Source organism: Altererythrobacter ishigakiensis (assembly GCF_001663155.1).
GTDB classification, from domain to species: Bacteria; Pseudomonadota; Alphaproteobacteria; order Sphingomonadales; family Sphingomonadaceae; genus Erythrobacter; species Erythrobacter ishigakiensis.
This window is the reverse complement of the sequence record NZ_CP015963.1, coordinates 2,643,489-2,662,877: the sequence shown is the minus strand read 5'-3', so window position 1 is coordinate 2,662,877 and position 19,389 is coordinate 2,643,489. Positions and strand designations below refer to the sequence as shown.

Below are 19,389 nucleotides of genomic sequence, written 5' to 3'. Positions count from 1 at the left end.
TAATTAGGCGGGCGAACCTGCTTTCAAATCTGGATAGACGAAGTGATTGTCGAAATTGTCATTCTTGCCATGATTGCAGCCTTTCTGGGGCTGCGCCTCTACTCTGTTCTGGGCGAACGCGCCGAGCATGAAGAGGAATCTGTGCCGCATCGATTTGATGCGAATGATGAAGAGCGTTCAGGCCCCGCCGCTCCCAAGCCGGCCACGCAAGCGGTAACCCCGCTGCGCCCGCAGCCGCGACTCGAAGGTATGATCCCTGCGGTTGAGCGCGGTGTTCGGGAAATTTCTGCTGCCGATCCAAAGTTCGACATCTTGATGTTCCTCGAAGGAGCGAAGGTTGCTTACAAGATGGTGCTCGAAGCATTCTGGAAGGGTGATCGAGCAACTCTGAAAGAGCTGTGCGATGATGACGTGTATGCTGGTTTTTCCGCTGCGATCGATGCGCGCGAAGCCGCCGGGCATACGCTCGACAACAAGCTGATCCGGATTGAGGAAGAAAAGGTCCACTCGGCGACGATCGACAATGGCGTGGCCCGTGTGGCTGTCCTGTTCGTATCGGATATCGCAGCTGTGACGCGCGACAAGGACGGCAATGTCGTTGCAGGATCGCTAGACGATGCGGTCGAAAGCCGCGATGTTTGGACATTCTCTCGCCGTATCGGTTCAGACAGCCCGGATTGGCTGCTCGACGAAACCGACGAAGGCTAAGTCCATACTCAACTCTCATTAGGGGAATCGCGATGAACGGGCGCCGATGGCAATCTGCGCCAGTAAGTTTCGCGGCTTCTATCGCATTGCTCGCATTGGTGGGTTGTGTGCGTGTAGCACCACCACCACCTTTGCCGATGGAAAGCGCAATAGCCTTAGGTGTGGCGGGCGGACCAAGCCTGTCGGCTCTGCCGCTTGGGCGCGAAGATGCGGATGGGGCGCTGGCGAGCTTTATCGAATCCTGCCCCAAGATGCTTTCCCGCGAAGATCAAAGCGGCTTGACGCAGCGGATCGACTGGCAACCTGCCTGTGAGGCCGCGCCGGCATGGTCATCAGGCGACGCCCGGGATTTCTTCCAGATGCATTTTACTGCGGTGCGCGTTGGCGAAGGCGCCGCGTTTGCCACAGGCTACTTCGAGCCGCAGATTGCCGGATGCCGTGTACGCGAGCTTGGTTGCGAAACGCCGGTCTATGCCATGCCTCCAGACCTTGTTCGTGCGTGGCCTTCTGAAGTGCCCGATGCCGATCGTGAAGGGCAGCCGCCGCTTGGTCGATACGCCGCTGATGGACGATTTGTGCGATATTATGAACGCAGCGAGATTGTAGCCGGAGCCTTGGTGGGACGAGGCCTCGAGTTTGCATATGCAGCTGATCCTATCGAATTCTTTTTTCTGCAGATTCAGGGTTCTGGTCAGCTCTTGACGCCCGACGGGGAAACGATCCGCATCGGCTATGCCGGGCAGAATGGCCGCGAATATATCGCGATCGGGCGCCCGATGCGTGAGCGAGGTCTGATCGGTGAAGGGACGGACTACCCGCTTTCCATGCAGGGCATCGTCGCGTGGTTGCGTGATCATCCGGATCAAGCCGGTGAGATCATGAATCTCAACAAAAGCTGGATATTCTTCCGCGAGCTTGGAGGCGACGGACCGCTGGGGGCTCTGGAAGTGCCTGTAAGGCGTGAAAGTTCGGTCGCAGCCGATCCGCGCTATGTTCCACTTGGCGCGCCGGTCTGGCTGGATATGGAGCGTGACGAGGCTGACGGACTTTGGATTGCACAAGACACCGGTGGCGCCATAAAGGGCGCAAACAGGTTCGACACGTTTTGGGGTGCCGGCGACGATGCGCGTGAGATCGCAGGCGGTATGAGCACGAACGGGCAAGCCTTGATCTTTTTGCCAAAGGCTGCAGCTTTGCGACTCCTGCCGGAGACTGCACGATGACCATCCCGCGCGGTCTATCTCCTGAAGAGGCGGCAGCATGGGCAAAACTGGCCGCGAGCGTCACGCCGTTTGAGGGGCGCAAGGTTCCGCATGTATCACCCGGCGTTGTTCAAAAACCCAAACCGGCGGTCCGATCTGCAACGCACACAGAAATTCCCAGCGAGCGACCAAACATTCCAACCGCAAATCGGGCCCGGCCTACGCACGAGCCATCCGGCGGCGGGCTGGACAGTCATTGGGATCGCAAGCTGAAAGCAGGCAATATCGTGCCTGATTTCACCCTCGACCTGCATGGCCACAACCTCGACAGTGCGCATGCGCGGCTGATGGACGGCATGGCGCAGGCAAGAGCAATGGGGGCGAGAGTCGTGCTTCTGATCGCGGGGCGATCGCGTCCGGTTGATCCGGCTGACCGTCAGCATCGCCGCGGTGCCATCCGTGCGAAGTTGCTCGATTGGTTAGCGGCGAGCGAGCATGGCGATGCTATTGCGGCGGTTCGCAAGGCGCACATCCGCCACGGCGGAGCGGGTGCAATTTATCTGGTACTTAGACGCGGGCACTAGGGATAATGTTGCGTAGCCCCAGCAACACTCCGCCCATCACGACAAAGAATCCGCTGAGGCCGGCCATATTGATCAGCATCTGCCCCCATCCAAGCGATGGGAGGTCGAGGAAGAAATAGGCGTAGAATCCGGTGTTTGCGCCGTAGATCAGCGCGAATACGGAATAGAGGATCGGGAACACCATCACCCATGGCAAGGATCGCCAGGTGAGATGTGCGCGATCTGAAAAAACAATCCACCAAGCCACAGCGGCCGCCGGGATCAGCGTGTGGAACATCAAGTTCGTCCACCAATCGAGCCCGACCGGATGGTGGTCTGCGGCAAGGAGCGCGTGATAGACCAGAGCGACAATCGTGAGCGCAGTCGCCAACGCGAATGTAACACGTTCACTCACTGGCCGATCCGTCGCAACCCAAAGCATGATCGCACCGCCGGCAAAGTTGCTCCAGATCGTAAAGAAGCGGAACAGCAAAGCGAAGTTTTCAAGCGCCGACGTGCCCGGTTCGGTGTTGATCGTGGTTTGCAGCGCGATGGTGCCAATCGCGCCGATGCCGATGAGAGCGGCACAAACCCGTGGGGTCGAAGAAAGCTTTTGTTCCATGCAGTTGCCTTAGCGACAAGTCTCGTCCTTGCAAGGCACCCAAGAGAAAACCCCCGGCCATGAAGACCGGGGGTTAACTGCGACCCTGAAAAGCGATGCTTTCCAGAACTGGTTCGTGCCACGCTTACGCGTGATATTTAGCATAGCTGATGTCGAAGCGGTCGGCATCCATGACTTTCGTCCATGCTGCCACGAAGTCACGCACCAAGCGCTCCCCACCGCCAGATTCGGCATAGGTTTCACCCACAGCGCGAAGCTGAGAGTTTGACCCGAAGATCAGGTCTGCGCGAGTTGCGCGGTGCTTTTCTTCGCCTGTCTTGCGGTCGCTTCCGATGTAGAGTTCCTCGTCGCTGTCAGCTGCCGTCCACTTGGTCGACATGTCATAGAGATTGACGAAGAAATCATTCGACAACGTACCAGCACGGTCAGTCAATACGCCATGCCCGGTGTTACCGCTGACTGCCCCCAGCGCGCGCATACCGCCAACCAGAGCAGTCATCTCAGGGATAGAAAGACCCAACAGATGTGCTTTGTCGATCAGAAGATCCTCGGTTTTCACACTAGCTTTGTTGCGCAGGTAGTTGCGGAAACCATCTGCGAAGGGCTCAAGCGGAGCGAAGCTGTCGACATCGGTCTGCTCGGCCGTAGCATCGCCGCGACCGGTCGTGACATCGACCGAGACATCATAGCCGCCGTCCTTGGCTGCTTTCTCTACCGCTGCTGCACCGGCGAGCACGATAGCATCCGCCATCGACAGGTTACCGCGCAGCTCGTCCAGCTTGGCCAGAACCTTGCCTAGTTCATCCGGATCATTTGCTGCCCAGCCTGCCTGCGGAGCAAGCCGCACGCGCGCACCATTGGCGCCGCCGCGATGATCCGAATTGCGATAGGTGGAGGCCGAAGCCCAAGCCGCCTTGACCAGTTCGCTTACGGTTAATCCGCTTTCCAGGACTGCCTTCTTGAACGCAGTGACATCCGCGTCCGAAGGTGTGTTGCCAGCCGGAACGGGATCCTGCCAGATCAGGTCTTCTGACGGCACTTCAGGGCCGAGGTAACGGACCTTTGGACCCATGTCGCGGTGGCACAGCTTGAACCATGCCCGCGCGAATGCATCATCGAGCTGTTCGGGATGTTCAAGGAAACGTTTGGCAATCTTGGCATACTCAGGATCACGCTTTAGCTGCATGTCGGCTGTGGTCATGATGGTCGGGACCTTTTTCGAAGGATCACGTGCATCAGGCGCCATGTCTTCCGGATCGGGGTTGATCGGCGTCCACTGATTGGCGCCGGCCGGGCTCTGCGTCAGCTCATAGTCATATTTGAACAGCAGACGTAGATAGTCGTGGCTCCACTTGGTCGGATTGTTGGACCATGCGCCTTCGATGCCCGACGTGGTGATATTGCCCGAAGCGATTTCCGCTTCGTCATTCAGCCAGCCAAACCCTTGCAGCTCAAGCACTTCGCTTTCGGGACTGCCGCGGAACGTGTCAGATGGCTTGGCGCCATGCGCCTTGCCAAACGCGTGTCCACCAGCCGTAAGGGCAACCGTTTCCTCGTCGTTCATAGCCATCCGGGCGAAGGTCTCACGCAGGTCGCGCGCGGCCCCGGCATCATCGTGCGGGTTGCCACCGGGTCCTTCGGGATTGACGTAGATCAGGCCCATCTGAATTGCTGCCAGCGGATTTTCGAGCGCGCGGCCCTCGTCTGGAACGATACGGGTTTCAGCACCGGTATCGACCCACAACTCTTCGGTGCCCCAATAGACTGTCTCTGGCTCAAACACGTCGGCGCGGCCGCCGCCAAAGCCGACGGTTGGGCCACCCATGCTTTCGATCGCTACGTTACCGGCGAGGATGAACAGGTCAGCCCAGCTGATGTTCTTGCCGTACTTCTGCTTGATCGGCCACAAAAGACGGCGCGCCTTGTCGAGGTTGCCGTTATCGGGCCAGCTGTTGAGCGGGGCAAAGCGCTGCTGACCGCTGCCGGCGCCGCCGCGGCCATCGCCGGTGCGATAGGTACCGGCCGCGTGCCATGCCATGCGAATAAAGAAGGGACCATAATGGCCATAGTCTGCTGGCCACCAGTCCTGACTGTCTGTCATCAGCGCTGTCAGGTCAGCCTTCAGCGCTTTGTAGTCGATAGTGTTAAACGCTTCGGCATAGTCGAAGTCTTCACCCATCGGATTGGCGCTTTTGCCGCCTTGTGTCAGGATGTCGGTGTTCGCGGTTTCCGGCCACCAGTCCTTGTTGGTGCGTCCCAGCAGATCGCGCGTTCCCTGGCTTTCGTGGAACGGACAGCCGCTGATATCTCCAGTCTTTGCATCCATGTTAGGCTTCTCCTCTCAATTGGTGACTCGGGTAGATCCCGAGCATTTATGCCAAGAGAATGCGCCTCGAGTTTTGAGCTGTCCAATCGATTAAAATGCGCTGAATGATCGGAATAGACGATTTTGACGTCGATCAACATTCGCACACGAAAAGGGCGCGCCAACCTGCGTGGTCGGCGCGCCCCTGCGGAGCTGCTTTGATTGGTGTCAGGCTGCGACTGCGACGTCTTCGTCGGATGCGTTCCGGATCAGGTAGTCAAAGGCAGAAAGCCCTGCTTTCGAGCCTTCACCCATCGCAACGACGATCTGCTTGTAGGGGACTGTCGTGCAGTCTCCAGCCGCGAATACGCCGGGCAGATTGGTCGCCGCGTGACTGTCGATTAAGATTTCACCGTAAGGGCTCATTTCAAGTCCGCTATCTTTCAGCCACTCCGTATTGGGGACCAGACCGATCTGGACGAAAACACCTTCCAGCTCGACGCGATGCTCTTCACCGCTTGTGCGGTCAGTGTAGACCAAGCCGTTTACGCGATCACCGCCGGTTATTTCAGTGGTCTGAGCCGACTTGATAATCGTAACGTTGGAAAGGCTTTGCAGCTTTGCCTGCAGCACTTCGTCTGCACGCAGCTTGCTGTCGAACTCGATCAGCGTCACATGCCCTACGATATTGGCCAAGTCGATCGCGGCTTCGACGCCGGAATTGCCGCCGCCGATCACCGCGACGCGCTTGCCCTTGAACAGCGGGCCGTCACAGTGCGGGCAATAGGCCACACCCTTGTTGCGATATTCCGCTTCGCCGGGGACACCCAGCTCGCGCCAACGCGCACCCGTTGCCAAGATTAGGGACCGCGTCTTCAGCGAACCGCCATTGGCGAATTCGACTGTGTGCAGTCCTCCAGCGTGCCCTGCGGGTACAAACTTTGTCGCACTGGCAAGGTTGATCACATCAATTTGGTTGTCGCCAACCTGACGCTGCATCTCGCCGGCCAGTTTCGGCCCTTCGGTGTAAGGTGTGCCCGGCAGGTTCTCGATGCCGAGCGTGTCCTGCAGCTGTCCGCCGAAACGCTCTCCAGCCAGACTGGTCCGGAAGCCTTTGCGCGCTGTATAGATTGCACTGCCAACGCCAGCAGGCCCGCTACCCAGCACGAGCACTTCGTATGGTTTCTTCGCGTCGAATTCGGCTGCGGCACGTTCATTCGCGCCGTCATCGAGACGACCGAGTATTTCTGCGAGCTCCATCTTGCCGTTGTAGAAGCTCTCGCCGTTGAGGAAGGTCGCAGGTACTGCGAGAACGCCGCGTTCCTCGACCTCGTCCTGGAAAGTGCCGCCTTCGATCAGTGTTGCCGATACGCGCGGGTTTTCCAGCGCCATCAATGTCAGCGCCTGCACCACATCGGGGCAGTTGTGGCAGCTGAGAGAGAAGAACATCTCGAATTCGTAATCGCCTTCAAGCGCACGCGCCTGCTCGATCAGATCTGCGTCCACTTTCGGCGGGTGGCCGCCAGCCCAAAGCAACGCAAGCACCAGCGAGGTAAATTCATGCCCCATCGGCAACCCGGCAAAGCGAACCGAGCGCGTATGGTCGCTGGCGCGGCGGATTTCAAAGCTTGGCCTGCGGGCGTGATCGCCGTCAAAATTTGCCGAAACGTGATCGTGCAACTGCGCAATTTCTTCCAGCAATTCAAGTGTTTGTGCGGATTTCTGATCATCGCCAAGGCTCGCGACAAGTTCAATCGGCTCGCGCAGATTGGCGAGATATTGCTTCAGCTGAGTTTTCATCGCGGTGTCGAGCATGACATTACCTTGGTCTTGAATTGTTGGAACAAGAGGAAATCCCGAGGCGCATGTTTGGGAGGGGGAGGGTCGCGCCCCGGGATTTCGGTTTAAACCCGGCAAGGAGGATGTGCCGGGCTTAGCCTGTCAGTTGAGGCTTAGATCTTGCCTACGAGGTCAAGCGAAGGAGCAAGCGTGTCGCTGCCTTCTTCCCACGCCGCCGGGCAAACCTGGCCCGGGTTGGCGCGCACATATTGTGCTGCCTTGATCTTGCGGGTCAGTTCGTTTGCGTTGCGGCCTACGCCTTCGCAGGTGATTTCCATGATCTGGATCACGCCATCCGGATCGACAACGAATGTCGCACGGTCAGCAAGGCCTACGCCTTCGCGGAGCACGCCGAAGTTGTTTGCCAGCACGTGGTTCTGGTCACCAAGGAACGGGAACTTGAGCTTGCCGATCTTCTCACTGCTATCGTGCCATGCCTTGTGGCTGAAGTGCGTGTCGGTGCTGACGCCGTATACTTCTACGCCCATGCCCTGAAGCATCTCGTACTTCTCACCCATGTCTTCCAATTCGGTCGGGCAAACGAAAGTGAAGTCCGCCGGGTAGAAGAAAAAGACGCTCCATTTGCCCTTCAGATCTTCGTCGGTGACGTCGAAGAAGTCCTTGCCGGCCTGAAATGCTGTCGCCTTGAACGGCTGGATGGTTGATCCGATGATACCCATGTTTGATTTCCTTTTGAGAGAGGTTGAATTTCGCAAACGCACATAAGCAATGTTGCGCCGCACAAAAGCGGATTTGTGCGATTGCGAAGATCGAAAAATTCAATCAAAAAACCGGGAACTAATCTGTTTCTTCGGTTGAGATCGAAGCGCCGAAACAGACTGTTAACCATGACGGGAAAGGAAGGTGTTAGAGCCTTTCGGCTAATAAGCCAGCTAACTTACGTTGAATTACTCTGGGGTTGCAGATGTCAAAATTAAGCCTGAGCATCTTTATAGCAGCGGTCGTGCTCATTGTTTTGGCCGTTTTTTTCGACCTACCTTTCGTCCGCAATGGCAGCGGCGTTATTCTTCTTGTCGGACTCGGCTACGCCTACACTGTCGCAAAACGCGAGGTGCAGCTGCTGAACTATGCGGTTAACCACCGCGATGATGAAGACGAAGAGGAAGAAACGCTGCTATTGGCTGAGCGCGCGTAAAGGCGTTCACTTAACCTGAGCGCGTTTTTGCCGCGCAATCGCTACGCTACTTGAGCGCGGTGAAGCAGTTTGTGATCGGCCAGCACGAGCGCCATCATTGCTTCGACCACCGGAGTCCCACGAATGCCCACGCAGGGGTCATGACGGCCCTTGGTGCGGATCTGCGTTGCTTCGCCGTCTGACGTGATCGTATCAACGGGTGTGAGGATTGAACTGGTAGGCTTGAAGGCCACGCGGCAGACTACGGGCTGTCCGGTCGAGATTCCGCCTGCCGTTCCGCCCGAATGGTTGGCGGCGAATTCAGGGCCATCGTCGCCTGGATGCATTGCGTCAGCATTTTCTTCGCCGGTCAGTCGTGCGGCATCGAAGCCATCACCGATCTCGACGCCTTTTGTGGCGTTGATCGTCATCATCGCCGCGGCCAGATCGCTGTCGAGCTTGGCATAGACGGGCGCGCCCCATCCGGCGGGCACACCCTCGGCTACGCATTCGACCACCGCGCCCAGCGATGAACCGGCTTTGCGCGCGGCATCGACTTTCTCTTCCCAGCGTTTCGCAGCCTCTGTATCGGGGCAGAAGAACGGGTTGTTGCCTATTTCGGCAAAGTCGATGTTGTCGCGATTGATTTTGTCACCGCCGAGCTCGCACACGAAGCCGGTAATTTTGACCTCCGGGATAATCAGCCGGGCAACCGCGCCTGCTGCCACCCGCGCCGCCGTTTCGCGCGCGCTTGAACGGCCACCCCCGCGATAATCGCGGATGCCGTATTTCGCATCGTAGGTGTAGTCTGCGTGGCCGGGGCGATAGCTCTTGGCGATTTCCGAATAGTCTTTGCTGCGCTGATCGGTGTTTTCGATCATCAGCGAAATAGGCGTGCCGGTGGTTTGCCCCTCAAACACGCCAGACAGGATGCGCACCAGATCGGCCTCTTGCCGTTGTGTAGTAAAGCGGTTTTGGCCCGGCTTCCTCGCATTCATGAACGGCTGGATATCTTCTTCCGACAGGGCAATGCGCGGCGGGCAGCCGTCCAGCACCGCGCCCAGCGCCGGCCCGTGGCTCTCACCCCATGTGGTGAAACGCAGTACGCGTCCGAATGTATTCCAGCTCATGTGGGTCCTAATGTCGCAAGAGTGGGCAAGTGTCCATAATCTCTGGACCAAGCATTTGTTTGCGTGCAAGAACAAACCATGATCGCGAAACTCTCTGGCAGGCTGGACGAAACGGGCAACGATTGGGCGATCGTTGACGTGCAGGGTGTCGGCTATCTGGTCCATTGCAGCACCAAAACGTTGAGCGCGCTGGGCGAAGTGGGCGAGGCATGCACGGTGCACACCGATTTGCAAGTGAGCGAGAACGACATGCGCTTGCTTGGCTTTGCTGAAAGTGCGGAGCGCGACTGGTTCCGGCTGCTGACGCAGATTCAGGGGGTAGGGAGCAAAGTTGCCTTGGCGATCCTGTCGGCCTTGTCGACCGGAGAGTTGCGCGATGCCTGCGCAGGTGGAGACGCCGCGATGGTGGCGCGCGCGCAAGGCGTGGGGCCAAAACTGGCCGGACGGATCGTCAACGAGCTGAAGGACAAGGCGGGCGCTTTGCCCGGCGGCGGTATGGCCGGCGTGGCGGGTGTTTCGGTGCCCAAAGGCGGCGCGAGTGCGGACGCAGTCAGCGCGCTGGAAAACCTTGGGTTCAAACCTGCCGTGGCCGCACAGGCGGTTGCGCGGGCGCAAGGAGAACTGGGCGAGGACGCAGCTGAGGCGGACCTGATCCGCGTGGCACTGAAAAGGGCTGCGGGGTGAATTACGGGAGGGATTTGCCGTGCTAAAAAATTTGTCATTGGTTCGACGCGCGATCATCGCTGGTTATGCGCTCGCCTGTCTGGCGCTTCTGTTCACAACCGGAAGCTGGGATGGGCCCGGATCTCTTGTCTTCTACGTGCCGCTGTTCTTCTGGATGGTCTTGCCCGTTGCGGGGCTGGCAATTGCACAGCCCCTTGGATCGATTACCTCTGGCGGAGCGATCCTGATCGGGCTGGGCGCCCTCTACCTGTATTGGCGTGCGTTCTTTGGTCCGGACATCGATCCGCAATCGGGGCTCGTCTACATCTTTCTCCCTGTGTACCAGATGCTTGCGAGTATACCCGTGATCATCATCGCCCTGATCGCCACCAGAATGAAGGCCAAGCGACCATGAATACCAAGCGTCCGATATTCGTTTTTGCTGCAGCCATGGCTGCACTGGCCCTGCCTGCCAATGCTCAGGACATGTCGACTTTCACCACCGGGCCTGTGTTTGAAGACTACGGGCCCAACGCTCCGGTCGAGACCGACTTCGAAATCCCCGAAGGTGCGGAGTTCAAGGTCGCTTTCGATGTCGCGGCTGGGGCGGAGACGGGCGAGCTCAACCGCACGCTGCAAAGCGCTGCACGCTTCATCAACATGCATGCGCGCGCGGGTGTGCCGCTGGAGAATATTGAGGTTGCGGTGGTTGTGCATGGCAAGGCATCGGAAGACCTGCTGAGCGCAGAAGAATACGCCAAACGCAGCGAAGGTGCGGAGAACGCCAATATCGCGCTGATCGGTGCGCTGACGGACCAGGGTGCGCGCGTAATCCTGTGCGGTCAATCTGCTGCTGCCTACGGCATCAGCAACAATATGCTCGCGCCGGGCGTGGAGATGGCGCTGTCCGCCATGACGGCACATGCTCTGCTCCAGCAAGACGACTATACGGTGAACCCGTTCTGAGATGACTGATCCAATTCCCCTCCATTCGCCCGAGCGGCAAGCGGATGATCCTGACGCGGCGCTGCGGCCCAGGAGCTTGCGCGAATTCATCGGGCAGGAAGGCGCGCGCGACAATCTGAAGGTATTCATTGAGTCCGCCAAGTCGCGCGGTGAGGCGATGGATCACACGCTTTTCTTCGGCCCTCCGGGGCTGGGCAAGACCACGCTGGCGCAGATTGTCGCAAATGAATTAGGCGTAGGATTTCGTGCCACATCGGGTCCGGTAATCGCCAAGGCGGGCGATCTCGCCGCGCTGCTCACCAATCTGGAACCGCATGATGTGCTGTTCATTGACGAAATTCACCGCCTCAATCCGGTGGTCGAAGAAGTGCTCTATCCAGCCATGGAGGACCGCGCGCTCGACATCATTATCGGCGAGGGTCCCGCGGCGCGGAGTGTGCGGATCGATTTACCGCCCTTCACGCTGATCGGTGCGACCACGCGGCAAGGCTTGCTCACCACGCCGCTGCGCGACCGCTTTGGCATTCCGGTGCGGCTGAACTTCTACACGCATGACGAGCTTGACCGAGTGGTAACACGCGGGGCGAAGCTGCTCGGCCTCGACATTGATGCGCAGGGTGCGCGCGAGATTGCGCGCCGTTCGCGCGGGACGCCGCGTGTGGCCGGACGGCTGCTGCGCCGTGTGCGGGACTTTGCCCATGTTGCAGGGCAGGGCACGGTCACGCGCGTGATTGCCGATGATGCGCTGACCCGTCTTGAGATCGACAGCCTTGGCCTCGATGCGATGGACCGCAAGTACCTCGCCATGATCGCAACCACCTATAAGGGCGGCCCTGTCGGCGTAGGCGCGTTGTCAGCCGGACTCGGGGAGCCTCGCGATACAGTCGAGGATGTGATCGAACCATATCTGATCCAGCTTGGCCTGCTCGCGCGCACAGAGCGTGGCCGCGCTCTTAATGACGCCGGATGGGAGCATCTGGAAATGCAACCGCCCCCCACCGAGGGTGGCGGGCAGTCGGGTTTGTTCGATGAAGGGTGAGTAGGCTTAGTTGCCAGCCTGACGGATACCCGCGCCTTTGGCTTGAAACTCGGCGGTCGAAATCTGTCCCTTCCGCGCCAGTTCTTCCCATTCTGCCTGCGTACCGCAAATGCGTTTGGTGAACTTTGAGCCTATAACTTGGGTGCGGCGGCAAATGACCCGATTCTCGTCAGTAGCTTCTTCAGCTTTTGGCTCAGGTGTGGCTGCCGGCTCTCCGCCGTTCTCTGTCGCAGATTCCTCGATGGTCTGAGCTTCAGCTTGCTGTGGATCACTTGCCGTTTGTGCCTGCAAAGAAACGAGAAGGGAGGATGCAGCAATAAGAGAGGTAAGCAAAACAGTTCTCCAAAGAATCAGGTGTGAGAGGGTTGAGTAGAGAATGATCAGGCGGGCCAAAAGGTCAAATCTACGAACTGCATAGCATAACAGACTGCCGCCAACATTAACAGATTGGCGCTCAGAGTCCCAGCTTGGCACGATCAGGACGAAATTCAAAGAAATTGCCGCAAACTTCGAAAATCAGTCGCCGAACTAATGGTTAATTCGATTGCTAGGCCGCTCGTTTTCCGGCTTTCTAATGCTCAAGCGACAAGGCTCCTGGCCTTTTCGTACGGTGGCTACGGTTCTTGGATTTGGGGGCGAGCCGTAGCCACCAGTACCCGATTTGGTGCTGCTACAAATTTTGCGACCCGTGCAAGTGGCAGTTCCGGATGCAAATGGCGATTTAGTCTCCCGCTGTGCATCGAAAGAGTGAACTTCAAATGCAAAGGGGCAGCTCTACCATTGTAAAGCTGCCCCTCTTTTTGGCCAGGTGCCCTTAGCTGCCTGTTGGGAGCTCTATCTCAAGACCTTCGTCCTGCCACGCGATGATACCGCCCTCAAGGTGGCGGACTTTGGTCCCCCACTCGGCAGCAAGCATATCCGCCGCTCGCTTTGATCGACCGCTGGAGCGGCAATAAAGGATCGTCTCACGTGTTGAATCACGCGGAATAGACGCCGCATCAAAGGTTTGCATCGGAGCGTTGAGCGCCCCTGCAATACGGCCGCTGTCATACTCTTGCGGGGTACGTACATCGATCAGCACAACTTCGCCGCTCGCAATCAGTGCCGCGAGTTCGGACGCCGGCAGTGTTTCAACTTCGGCACCGGTTCGCTCTGGCACGCTGGCCACTATACGATCGCCGCTGTTATCGACGATCATACAGCCTGACAATGGCAGTATCGCAGCGGCCAATGCGAATGTTGCGAACCGCATCTTACGCAGCCGCAAGCTTACGCAGAACGTAATGCAGAATGCCGCCGTTGCGGTAATATTCCATCTCGTTCGCGGTATCGATGCGGCAAAGCGCGGTGAAGCTGAAGCTTGTACCATCCTTGCGGGTGACTTCGACTTCCACGTCCTGACCCGGCTCAAGCGAGGCGAGGCCTTTGATGCTGAACGTGTCATCAGCTGTCAGGCCCAGCGTCTCACGTGTGTCGCCAGCTTTGAACTGCAGCGGCAATACGCCCATGCCGACAAGGTTTGAGCGGTGGATGCGCTCAAAGCTTTCGACGATCACAGTGCGGACACCCAATAGAATTGTGCCCTTCGCCGCCCAATCGCGCGATGAGCCAGTGCCGTATTCCTTACCGCCGATCACGACCAGCGGCGTACCGTCGGCCTTGTGCTTCATCGCGGCTTCATAGATCGCCATCTGCTCGCCATTGTAAGTGGTGTAGCCACCTTCAACACCTGGAACCATTTCGTTCTTGATGCGGATATTGGCGAAGGTGCCGCGCATCATCACTTCGTGATTGCCGCGGCGTGAGCCGTATGAGTTGAAGTCAGCCTTCGCGACCTGATTGCTCATCAGATACTCGCCGCCCGGGCTATCTTCTTTGATCGCGCCAGCTGGCGAGATGTGGTCAGTCGTGACGGAGTCGCCAAGGATCGCGAGTGGCTTTGCATCGGTGATGTCGGTCACAGGTGCCGGCGTCATTTCCATACCTTCGAAGTAAGGCGGGTTCGCAACATAAGTGCTGCCCGGACGCCACTGATACGTGTCAGATGCTTCAACCTGAATGGCCTGCCAGTGCTCGTCACCCTTGTATACATCGGCATAGCGGGTTTCGAACATTTCGCGGTCGATGTTCTTCGTGCGATGCTCGCGCACTTCTTCGTTGCTCGGCCACAGGTCAGCAAGCATCACGTCATTGCCGTCTTGGTCCTGACCAATCGGGGTGGTGGTGATGTCTTCGGTGACTGTGCCTTTCAGCGCATATGCCACCACTAGCGGCGGCGACGCGAGGAAGTTCGCGCGCACATCGGGTGAGACGCGGCCTTCGAAGTTGCGGTTACCCGACAGGACTGACGCCGCGACGATATCATTGCCGTTGATCGCTTTGCTGATTGGCGGTGCAAGCGGGCCCGAGTTGCCGATGCAGGTCGTGCAGCCATAGCCAACCAGATCAAAACCGATGGCATCAAGGTCATCCTGCAGGCCTGACTTTACGAGATAGTCTGTCACAACCTGCGAGCCCGGTGCGAGCGAGGTTTTGACCCAAGGCTTGGGTTTCAGGCCCTTCTCGACTGCCTTCTTCGCGACCAGACCTGCTGCGATCAGCACGTCCGGGTTTGACGTGTTGGTGCAGCTGGTGATCGCCGCAATGACAACGTCACCGTCGCCAATGTCGTGGTCCTTGCCTTCGACCGCGACACGCGCGGGGGCGGATTTGCCGTAAACCTTGGCCAGGTCGCCGTTGAACAGCTCGTCGACCTCAGGAAGAATCACCTTGTCCTGCGGGCGCTTGGGGCCAGCCAGCGAAGGCACAACCGATGCCATGTCGAGCTCAAGCGTGTTCGAGAATACCGGCACGTTATCCGGCTCGAACCACATACCCTGTTCCTTCGAATAGGCTTCGACGAGCGCGATCTGCTCTTCGCTGCGACCAGTCAAACGCAGATAGTCGAGCGTCTTGTCATCGACGCCGAAGAAACCGCATGTCGCGCCATATTCAGGCGCCATGTTTGCGATGGTTGCACGGTCAGCGAGAGAGAGGTTCGAGACGCCCGGACCGTAGAACTCAACAAAGCGTCCGACCACGCCCACTTCGCGGAGCATTTGCACGCATGTCAGCACGAGGTCTGTTGCGGTCACGCCTTCGGCCATCGCTCCCGTCAGCTTGAAACCGACAACTTCAGGGATCAGCATCGAGATCGGCTGACCCAGCATGGCAGCTTCGGCTTCGATGCCGCCCACGCCCCAGCCAAGCACGCCAAGGCCGTTGATCATCGTGGTGTGACTGTCTGTGCCAACGCAAGTGTCAGGATAGGCAACAGTTGCGCCATCCTGATCTGCGCTGGACCACACGCCTTTGCCGATATGTTCAAGGTTCACCTGGTGACAGATGCCGGTGCCCGGAGGGACCGCGCTGAAGTTTTGAAAGCTCTTCGATCCCCACTTCAGGAAGTCATAGCGTTCTGCGTTGCGCGCGTACTCAAGCTCGACATTCTTTTCGAATGCCTTGGGGTGACCAAATTCATCGACCATCACTGAGTGGTCAATCACGAGGTTCACGGGAACCTGCGGGTTGATCTTAGCAGTGTCACCGCCAAGTTTGGCAATCGCATCGCGCATCGCAGCAAGGTCCACCACGCACGGAACGCCGGTAAAGTCCTGCAACAGCACGCGGGCTGGGCGGTACTGGATCTCACTGCCTGTGACCGGATTCTTCTGCCAGTCAGCAATCGCCTGAATATCGTCTGTGCCAACCGTGAAGCCACCATCTTCAAAGCGCAGCATGTTTTCCAATAGGACCTTCATCGAGATAGGCAGCTTCGACACATCGCCAATCGTCTCCGATGCCTTGGCGAAAGAGTAATAGGCATATTCCTTGCCGCCGACGTTAAGCGTTGAGCGGGTTCCGAGCGTGTCCTTGCCGACCTGAGTCATGGGGTGGTTTCATCCTTTCGTGGTGTAGCGTGCCGTCGTGAGACCATCAGAGGCACTGCATTTGCTGCGCCAACTGCGCTTTAGCGCGCTCAAGGTCAAGAGGGTCGAGGGCTAGATCGCGGTTTGTTCGGGTGGCAACGGCTGTTTTTTGCGCCTCGCCACCAGTAGGCACCCCGCCACGATCAAAATGACACCCGTAAGAGTTGTGGCTGTTACCCCTTCGGCAAAGAAGATCCATCCGAAAAGGGCTGCCCAAAGGAATCCTGAATATTCCATTGGGACAAGCACTTGCGCCTCGGCGCGAGCATAAGCCCAGGTCAGGACAAACGCGCCAGCAACGGTCAGCACCGCCGAGACCGCTATGTCGCGTAGTGCAGCCGGGTCTGGCAGAGCCAAGAACCACGGCGCGAAAACAAGTAGAACCAGGCACGCAACACCGCTGTGAAAGGTGGTCGCTTCTGCCGGACCGGACACCAGAGCTTGCTTGCGAATAACGATGAAGTTCACCGCATAAAGTATTGCCGAAAAGAGTATCGCCCCAAGGCCAAGCAGCGTCTCGGTCTGATATTCCGCCTCGCCCAAGCGTCCGCTTACGATCACCACTGTCCCGGCAAGGCCAAGGATCGATGCAAGAATTGATTCTTTGCGTATCACTTCGCCCAACCAGATCGCCGCAAGGTACAGCGCGATTAGGGGCGCGATGAAGGAGATCGCAATGGCTTCTGCAAGCGGGAGCTTTGTGATCGCATAGAAGAAGCTCAATGCCATGAAACCGGAGATGGTGCCGCGCAACAGATGCAGCTTGAGAACAGGCCTGATTGGCCAGCGCCCGCCCGTTCCAAGCCATATCGGCGCAATAATCGCTGTGCCCATGGCCGAGCGAAGAACCGATGCGCTATATGCGCCAGCCGCCAAGGCGGCACCCTTCATGAATGCGTCCATCAATGAGAGAAAACCGACGCCCAACAGTGCAGCTGCCATTGGCAGCAATATATTGTGACGGTCGTTCATCAGCTTGCCATAGGTTGAGTGTTGTCCGGCGTCATCACAATAAAGTAATTCAGGTGCTTGAAAGGGTCCCCGATTGATAGAGATTGCACGGTGAGATAGCTTCTCATGAGCAACCAATTGGCCCGATCGGGCAGGGAACAGGGGTTCGATGCAATACGGATTGCGCAAAATGATCTTGGCTGGGGTGGCGCTAGGTCTTGGCGCCGCCGACGCTGCTGCGCAGGATATGCAGCCGGAAGACCTGCTCGCTCAGTCTGCCCAGCAGGCCAATTCTGAAGTCGAGCAGGAACCGGTGCCGCAAAGCATGGAAGAGGCCTTCCCCCGCATGGTGTCTGATCCCGTTGTTCAGGGCGAATATGGGGCGGAAGTGGTGCCTCTCATACAAGAGTGGACGCCCGAGCAGGCCTCAGCGCTGGCGCTGATCATTCGGGACATTGGGAAGGAAGGTCTCGACCCCGTCGATTACCGTCTTTCAGAGCTGATGGCCCAGATTGGTCATGGCGCGTCTGATCGTCTGAGCGAAGTTGCAAGCCAAGCCTTTGTCTGGCTGATAGAGGATTTGCGCGATGGACGTACAACGATGGATGCGCGCCAGCAGTGGTTTGTGATTGATCCGGATCGCGATCTGTTTCGCAGCGGCGAATTGATGCGAGAAGCTTTGGGAACCGGCGATATCGCGGGAGTGATTGAACGGATAAAGCCGACACATCCTGACTATGCGCGTCTGCGTGATGCGCTGGCAGCGACGCCTGAAGAGGACATCGAGACGCGGCAACTGATCCGCGCGAACATGGATCGCTGGCGTTGGCTGGCGCGCGATCTTGGCGATCAATATCTGATCACTAATGTGCCGGAGTACCAGCTGCGTCTTACAGTCAAAGACAAGATCATCAGCAGTTATCGTACGATCGTCGGCAAGCCAGGACGCACTGCAACCCCTCAACTTGCAGAGATTGTCGAAGGAGTTGTTTTCAATCCAACCTGGACTGTGCCGCAGTCAATTGTTGTCGGTGAAGGGCTAGGAAACAAAGTCCTGAACAATCCTGCCTGGGCTCGTGCGCAAGGCTACACGCGCACCGAACACGATGGCTGGGTCAGTGTGGTTCAGCAGCCCGGCCCGGCCAATTCGCTTGGCCGGATGAAGATACACATGCCCAACGAGCATGCGATCTTCCTGCACGATACGCCGTCACGCCATCTGTTTGCGGACGAAATGCGGGCGCTAAGCCACGGTTGCATCCGCACCGAGCGCGCCCTGGAACTGGCGATTACGATGGCAATTCTGGGCCGCGGTGTGACGAAGGAGGAAGCGGTCGAAATCGCGACTTCCGGCAAATACAAACTGGTCCCTGTTCAGCGTCGCCTGCCGGTTTACATAACCTATTTCACTATGGCGACGGACATTGATGGTGAATTGAAGGAGTTCGATGACATCTATGGCCGTGATGCGCCTGTGCTGGCCAGTCTGGCAAAGCCGCGCAAGGCAGATAAATCACGTACATTCGAACAGGAAATTATCGTAATCGAAGATAACTTGCAGGATGCGCCCTAAGGGTCAGTATGAGCCCGGCGCATACCGTTGAGCGAGGCTAGGCCGATCAGGCTGTAGCGGATCGATATTGAGCGCAACCTGCGTACCGTTTTCTTCCAGCCCCAGGCTGTCAGCAAAAAGCAATCTGCCGCCTGAAAGGTTGAGCAGTGCTATGCGGAATTGCTCTTCACCCAGCGCAAAACACCCGTTTGAACGTCCCAGACGCCCCCAGCGTTCGACGTGCGAAGGCTCCGCATACTTGGCACGATGCATCACGATGTAGCGTTGGAGCGCGGCGTCGTTGGTCGGATCAAGCCCTCCCAATCTTACCGAAGTTCCAAAGCGGCCCTGATACCATTCCCACGTCACATAGGCACCACGGCTGGTGGCGTTCGATCCTTCAACATTAGAGTAATTGTTGAGCCAGCCATCATGTTCAGGGTCCGAGCCCGAGCCGTGGCTGACATGGAAGCTTTGGACTTCCTCGCGCTCAAGATTGACGAAGTGAAAACGCCGATTGGCTGAATGCAGGCCGAAATCTGCAATTCCGACAATATCGCGCTTCCAAATAGCATCTCCTGCGCGGTCGAGCTCTCGCTTGGCGATCTCGAAAAGGGCGCGATCCCGCGTAGTTCCTTTCTGCACTTGTGCAAACGCACGCGCGGGCGCGGCCAGTGCCGCACTGGCCGCCAAACCGCCGATCAGGATCTCGCGCCGCTTCATAACAACACAATGTATAGCGCATC

19 protein-coding genes are annotated in these 19,389 nt (G+C 58.0%); 9 read left to right on the top strand and 10 right to left on the bottom strand.

What is annotated here, in order from left to right; all coding sequences use genetic code 11:
• Nucleotides 1-42: 42 nt before the first annotated feature.
• From A6F69_RS12830 to A6F69_RS12820, 3 genes are read left to right on the top strand one after another with little or no spacing between them, the layout of a single operon-like run.
• Nucleotides 43-708 carry a Tim44/TimA family putative adaptor protein gene (locus A6F69_RS12830; RefSeq protein ID WP_067602036.1) on the top strand — a complete coding sequence of 222 codons (666 nt, stop codon included), beginning with the start codon at nucleotides 43-45 and terminating at the stop codon, nucleotides 706-708.
• 32 nt (nucleotides 709-740) lie between these two features.
• Nucleotides 741-1,931, top strand: coding sequence for a murein transglycosylase A (gene mltA / locus A6F69_RS12825; RefSeq protein WP_067602033.1), 1,191 nt, complete (start codon nucleotides 741-743; stop codon nucleotides 1,929-1,931).
• A complete protein-coding gene (locus A6F69_RS12820; RefSeq protein WP_067602030.1) occupies nucleotides 1,928-2,494 on the top strand; it encodes a Smr/MutS family protein in 567 nt (188 codons plus the stop codon). Before mltA ends, A6F69_RS12820 begins: the two co-directional genes overlap by 4 nt.
• Here the strand turns inward: A6F69_RS12820 and A6F69_RS12815 are convergent.
• The 4 genes from A6F69_RS12815 to ahpC all read right to left on the bottom strand — a co-directional run bounded on the left by A6F69_RS12815 (nucleotide 2,478) and on the right by ahpC (nucleotide 7,919).
• Nucleotides 2,478-3,095 carry a Pr6Pr family membrane protein gene (locus A6F69_RS12815; RefSeq protein WP_067602027.1) on the bottom strand — a complete coding sequence of 206 codons (618 nt, stop codon included), beginning with the start codon at nucleotides 3,093-3,095 and terminating at the stop codon, nucleotides 2,478-2,480. The two genes, A6F69_RS12820 and A6F69_RS12815, sit on opposite strands and share 17 nt — an antisense overlap.
• Nucleotides 3,096-3,219: 124 nt before the next feature.
• Nucleotides 3,220-5,421, bottom strand: a complete 2,202-nt coding sequence (gene katG, locus A6F69_RS12810) for a catalase/peroxidase HPI (RefSeq protein WP_067602024.1) — start codon at nucleotides 5,419-5,421, stop codon at nucleotides 3,220-3,222.
• Nucleotides 5,422-5,628: 207 nt separating this feature from the next.
• Nucleotides 5,629-7,215, bottom strand: a complete 1,587-nt coding sequence (gene ahpF / locus A6F69_RS12805) for an alkyl hydroperoxide reductase subunit F (protein ID WP_067602021.1) — start codon at nucleotides 7,213-7,215, stop codon at nucleotides 5,629-5,631.
• A gap of 137 nt (nucleotides 7,216-7,352) precedes the next feature.
• Nucleotides 7,353-7,919: an alkyl hydroperoxide reductase subunit C gene (gene ahpC / locus A6F69_RS12800; RefSeq protein ID WP_067602018.1), complete on the bottom strand. Its 567-nt coding sequence runs from the start codon at nucleotides 7,917-7,919 to the stop codon at nucleotides 7,353-7,355.
• A 245-nt stretch (nucleotides 7,920-8,164) separates the two neighbouring features.
• On the opposite strand from ahpC, the gene A6F69_RS12795 reads away from it, so the two are divergent.
• Nucleotides 8,165-8,395 (top strand): hypothetical protein, encoded by a 231-nt coding sequence (locus A6F69_RS12795; protein ID WP_067602015.1) that lies wholly within the window; start codon nucleotides 8,165-8,167, stop codon nucleotides 8,393-8,395.
• A gap of 41 nt (nucleotides 8,396-8,436) precedes the next feature.
• Here the strand turns inward: A6F69_RS12795 and aroC are convergent, their stop codons facing one another.
• Complete coding sequence (aroC, locus tag A6F69_RS12790; protein ID WP_067602013.1) at nucleotides 8,437-9,504, bottom strand: chorismate synthase; 1,068 nt, start codon at nucleotides 9,502-9,504, stop codon at nucleotides 8,437-8,439.
• Between the two features lie 78 nt (nucleotides 9,505-9,582).
• Between aroC and ruvA the strand changes: the two genes are divergently transcribed.
• Genes ruvA through ruvB form a run of 4 tightly spaced genes read left to right on the top strand, consistent with a single transcriptional unit; the run spans nucleotide 9,583 to nucleotide 12,172 of the window.
• On the top strand, nucleotides 9,583-10,188 hold the full coding sequence (gene ruvA / locus A6F69_RS12785; protein WP_067602010.1) for a Holliday junction branch migration protein RuvA: 606 nt from the start codon (nucleotides 9,583-9,585) through the stop codon (nucleotides 10,186-10,188).
• Between the two features lie 19 nt (nucleotides 10,189-10,207).
• The gene (locus A6F69_RS12780) at nucleotides 10,208-10,582 is read left to right on the top strand and encodes a hypothetical protein (protein WP_144573564.1); all 375 of its coding nucleotides are present in this window, start codon (nucleotides 10,208-10,210) and stop codon (nucleotides 10,580-10,582) included.
• Nucleotides 10,579-11,133, top strand: a complete 555-nt coding sequence (locus tag A6F69_RS12775) for a DsrE family protein (RefSeq protein WP_067602004.1) — start codon at nucleotides 10,579-10,581, stop codon at nucleotides 11,131-11,133. The genes A6F69_RS12780 and A6F69_RS12775 overlap by 4 nt, the downstream gene beginning before the upstream one ends.
• A 1-nt stretch (nucleotide 11,134) precedes the next feature.
• Nucleotides 11,135-12,172: a Holliday junction branch migration DNA helicase RuvB gene (gene ruvB, locus A6F69_RS12770; protein ID WP_067602001.1), complete on the top strand. Its 1,038-nt coding sequence runs from the start codon at nucleotides 11,135-11,137 to the stop codon at nucleotides 12,170-12,172.
• A gap of 6 nt (nucleotides 12,173-12,178) precedes the next feature.
• Here the strand turns inward: ruvB and A6F69_RS12765 are convergent, their stop codons facing one another.
• The 4 genes from A6F69_RS12765 to A6F69_RS12750 all read right to left on the bottom strand — a co-directional run bounded on the left by A6F69_RS12765 (nucleotide 12,179) and on the right by A6F69_RS12750 (nucleotide 17,112).
• Entirely contained in the window at nucleotides 12,179-12,505 is a 327-nt protein-coding gene (locus A6F69_RS12765) for a hypothetical protein (RefSeq protein WP_144573566.1), read from the bottom strand.
• A gap of 481 nt (nucleotides 12,506-12,986) precedes the next feature.
• On the bottom strand, nucleotides 12,987-13,424 hold the full coding sequence (locus A6F69_RS13010) for a rhodanese-like domain-containing protein (RefSeq protein ID WP_169816568.1): 438 nt from the start codon (nucleotides 13,422-13,424) through the stop codon (nucleotides 12,987-12,989).
• 1 nt (nucleotide 13,425) lies between these two features.
• The gene (gene acnA / locus A6F69_RS12755) at nucleotides 13,426-16,101 is read right to left on the bottom strand and encodes an aconitate hydratase AcnA (RefSeq protein WP_067601996.1); all 2,676 of its coding nucleotides are present in this window, start codon (nucleotides 16,099-16,101) and stop codon (nucleotides 13,426-13,428) included.
• A gap of 111 nt (nucleotides 16,102-16,212) precedes the next feature.
• Nucleotides 16,213-17,112: a DMT family transporter gene (locus A6F69_RS12750; RefSeq protein ID WP_067603174.1), complete on the bottom strand. Its 900-nt coding sequence runs from the start codon at nucleotides 17,110-17,112 to the stop codon at nucleotides 16,213-16,215.
• A gap of 169 nt (nucleotides 17,113-17,281) precedes the next feature.
• Between A6F69_RS12750 and A6F69_RS12745 the strand changes: the two genes are divergently transcribed.
• Nucleotides 17,282-18,664, top strand: a complete 1,383-nt coding sequence (locus A6F69_RS12745) for a L,D-transpeptidase family protein (RefSeq protein ID WP_083984880.1) — start codon at nucleotides 17,282-17,284, stop codon at nucleotides 18,662-18,664.
• A 3-nt stretch (nucleotides 18,665-18,667) separates the two neighbouring features.
• On the opposite strand, the gene A6F69_RS12740 is transcribed toward A6F69_RS12745, so the two are convergent.
• On the bottom strand, nucleotides 18,668-19,366 hold the full coding sequence (locus tag A6F69_RS12740) for a murein L,D-transpeptidase catalytic domain-containing protein (RefSeq protein ID WP_067601990.1): 699 nt from the start codon (nucleotides 19,364-19,366) through the stop codon (nucleotides 18,668-18,670).
• Between the last annotated feature and the right edge of the window lie 23 nt (nucleotides 19,367-19,389).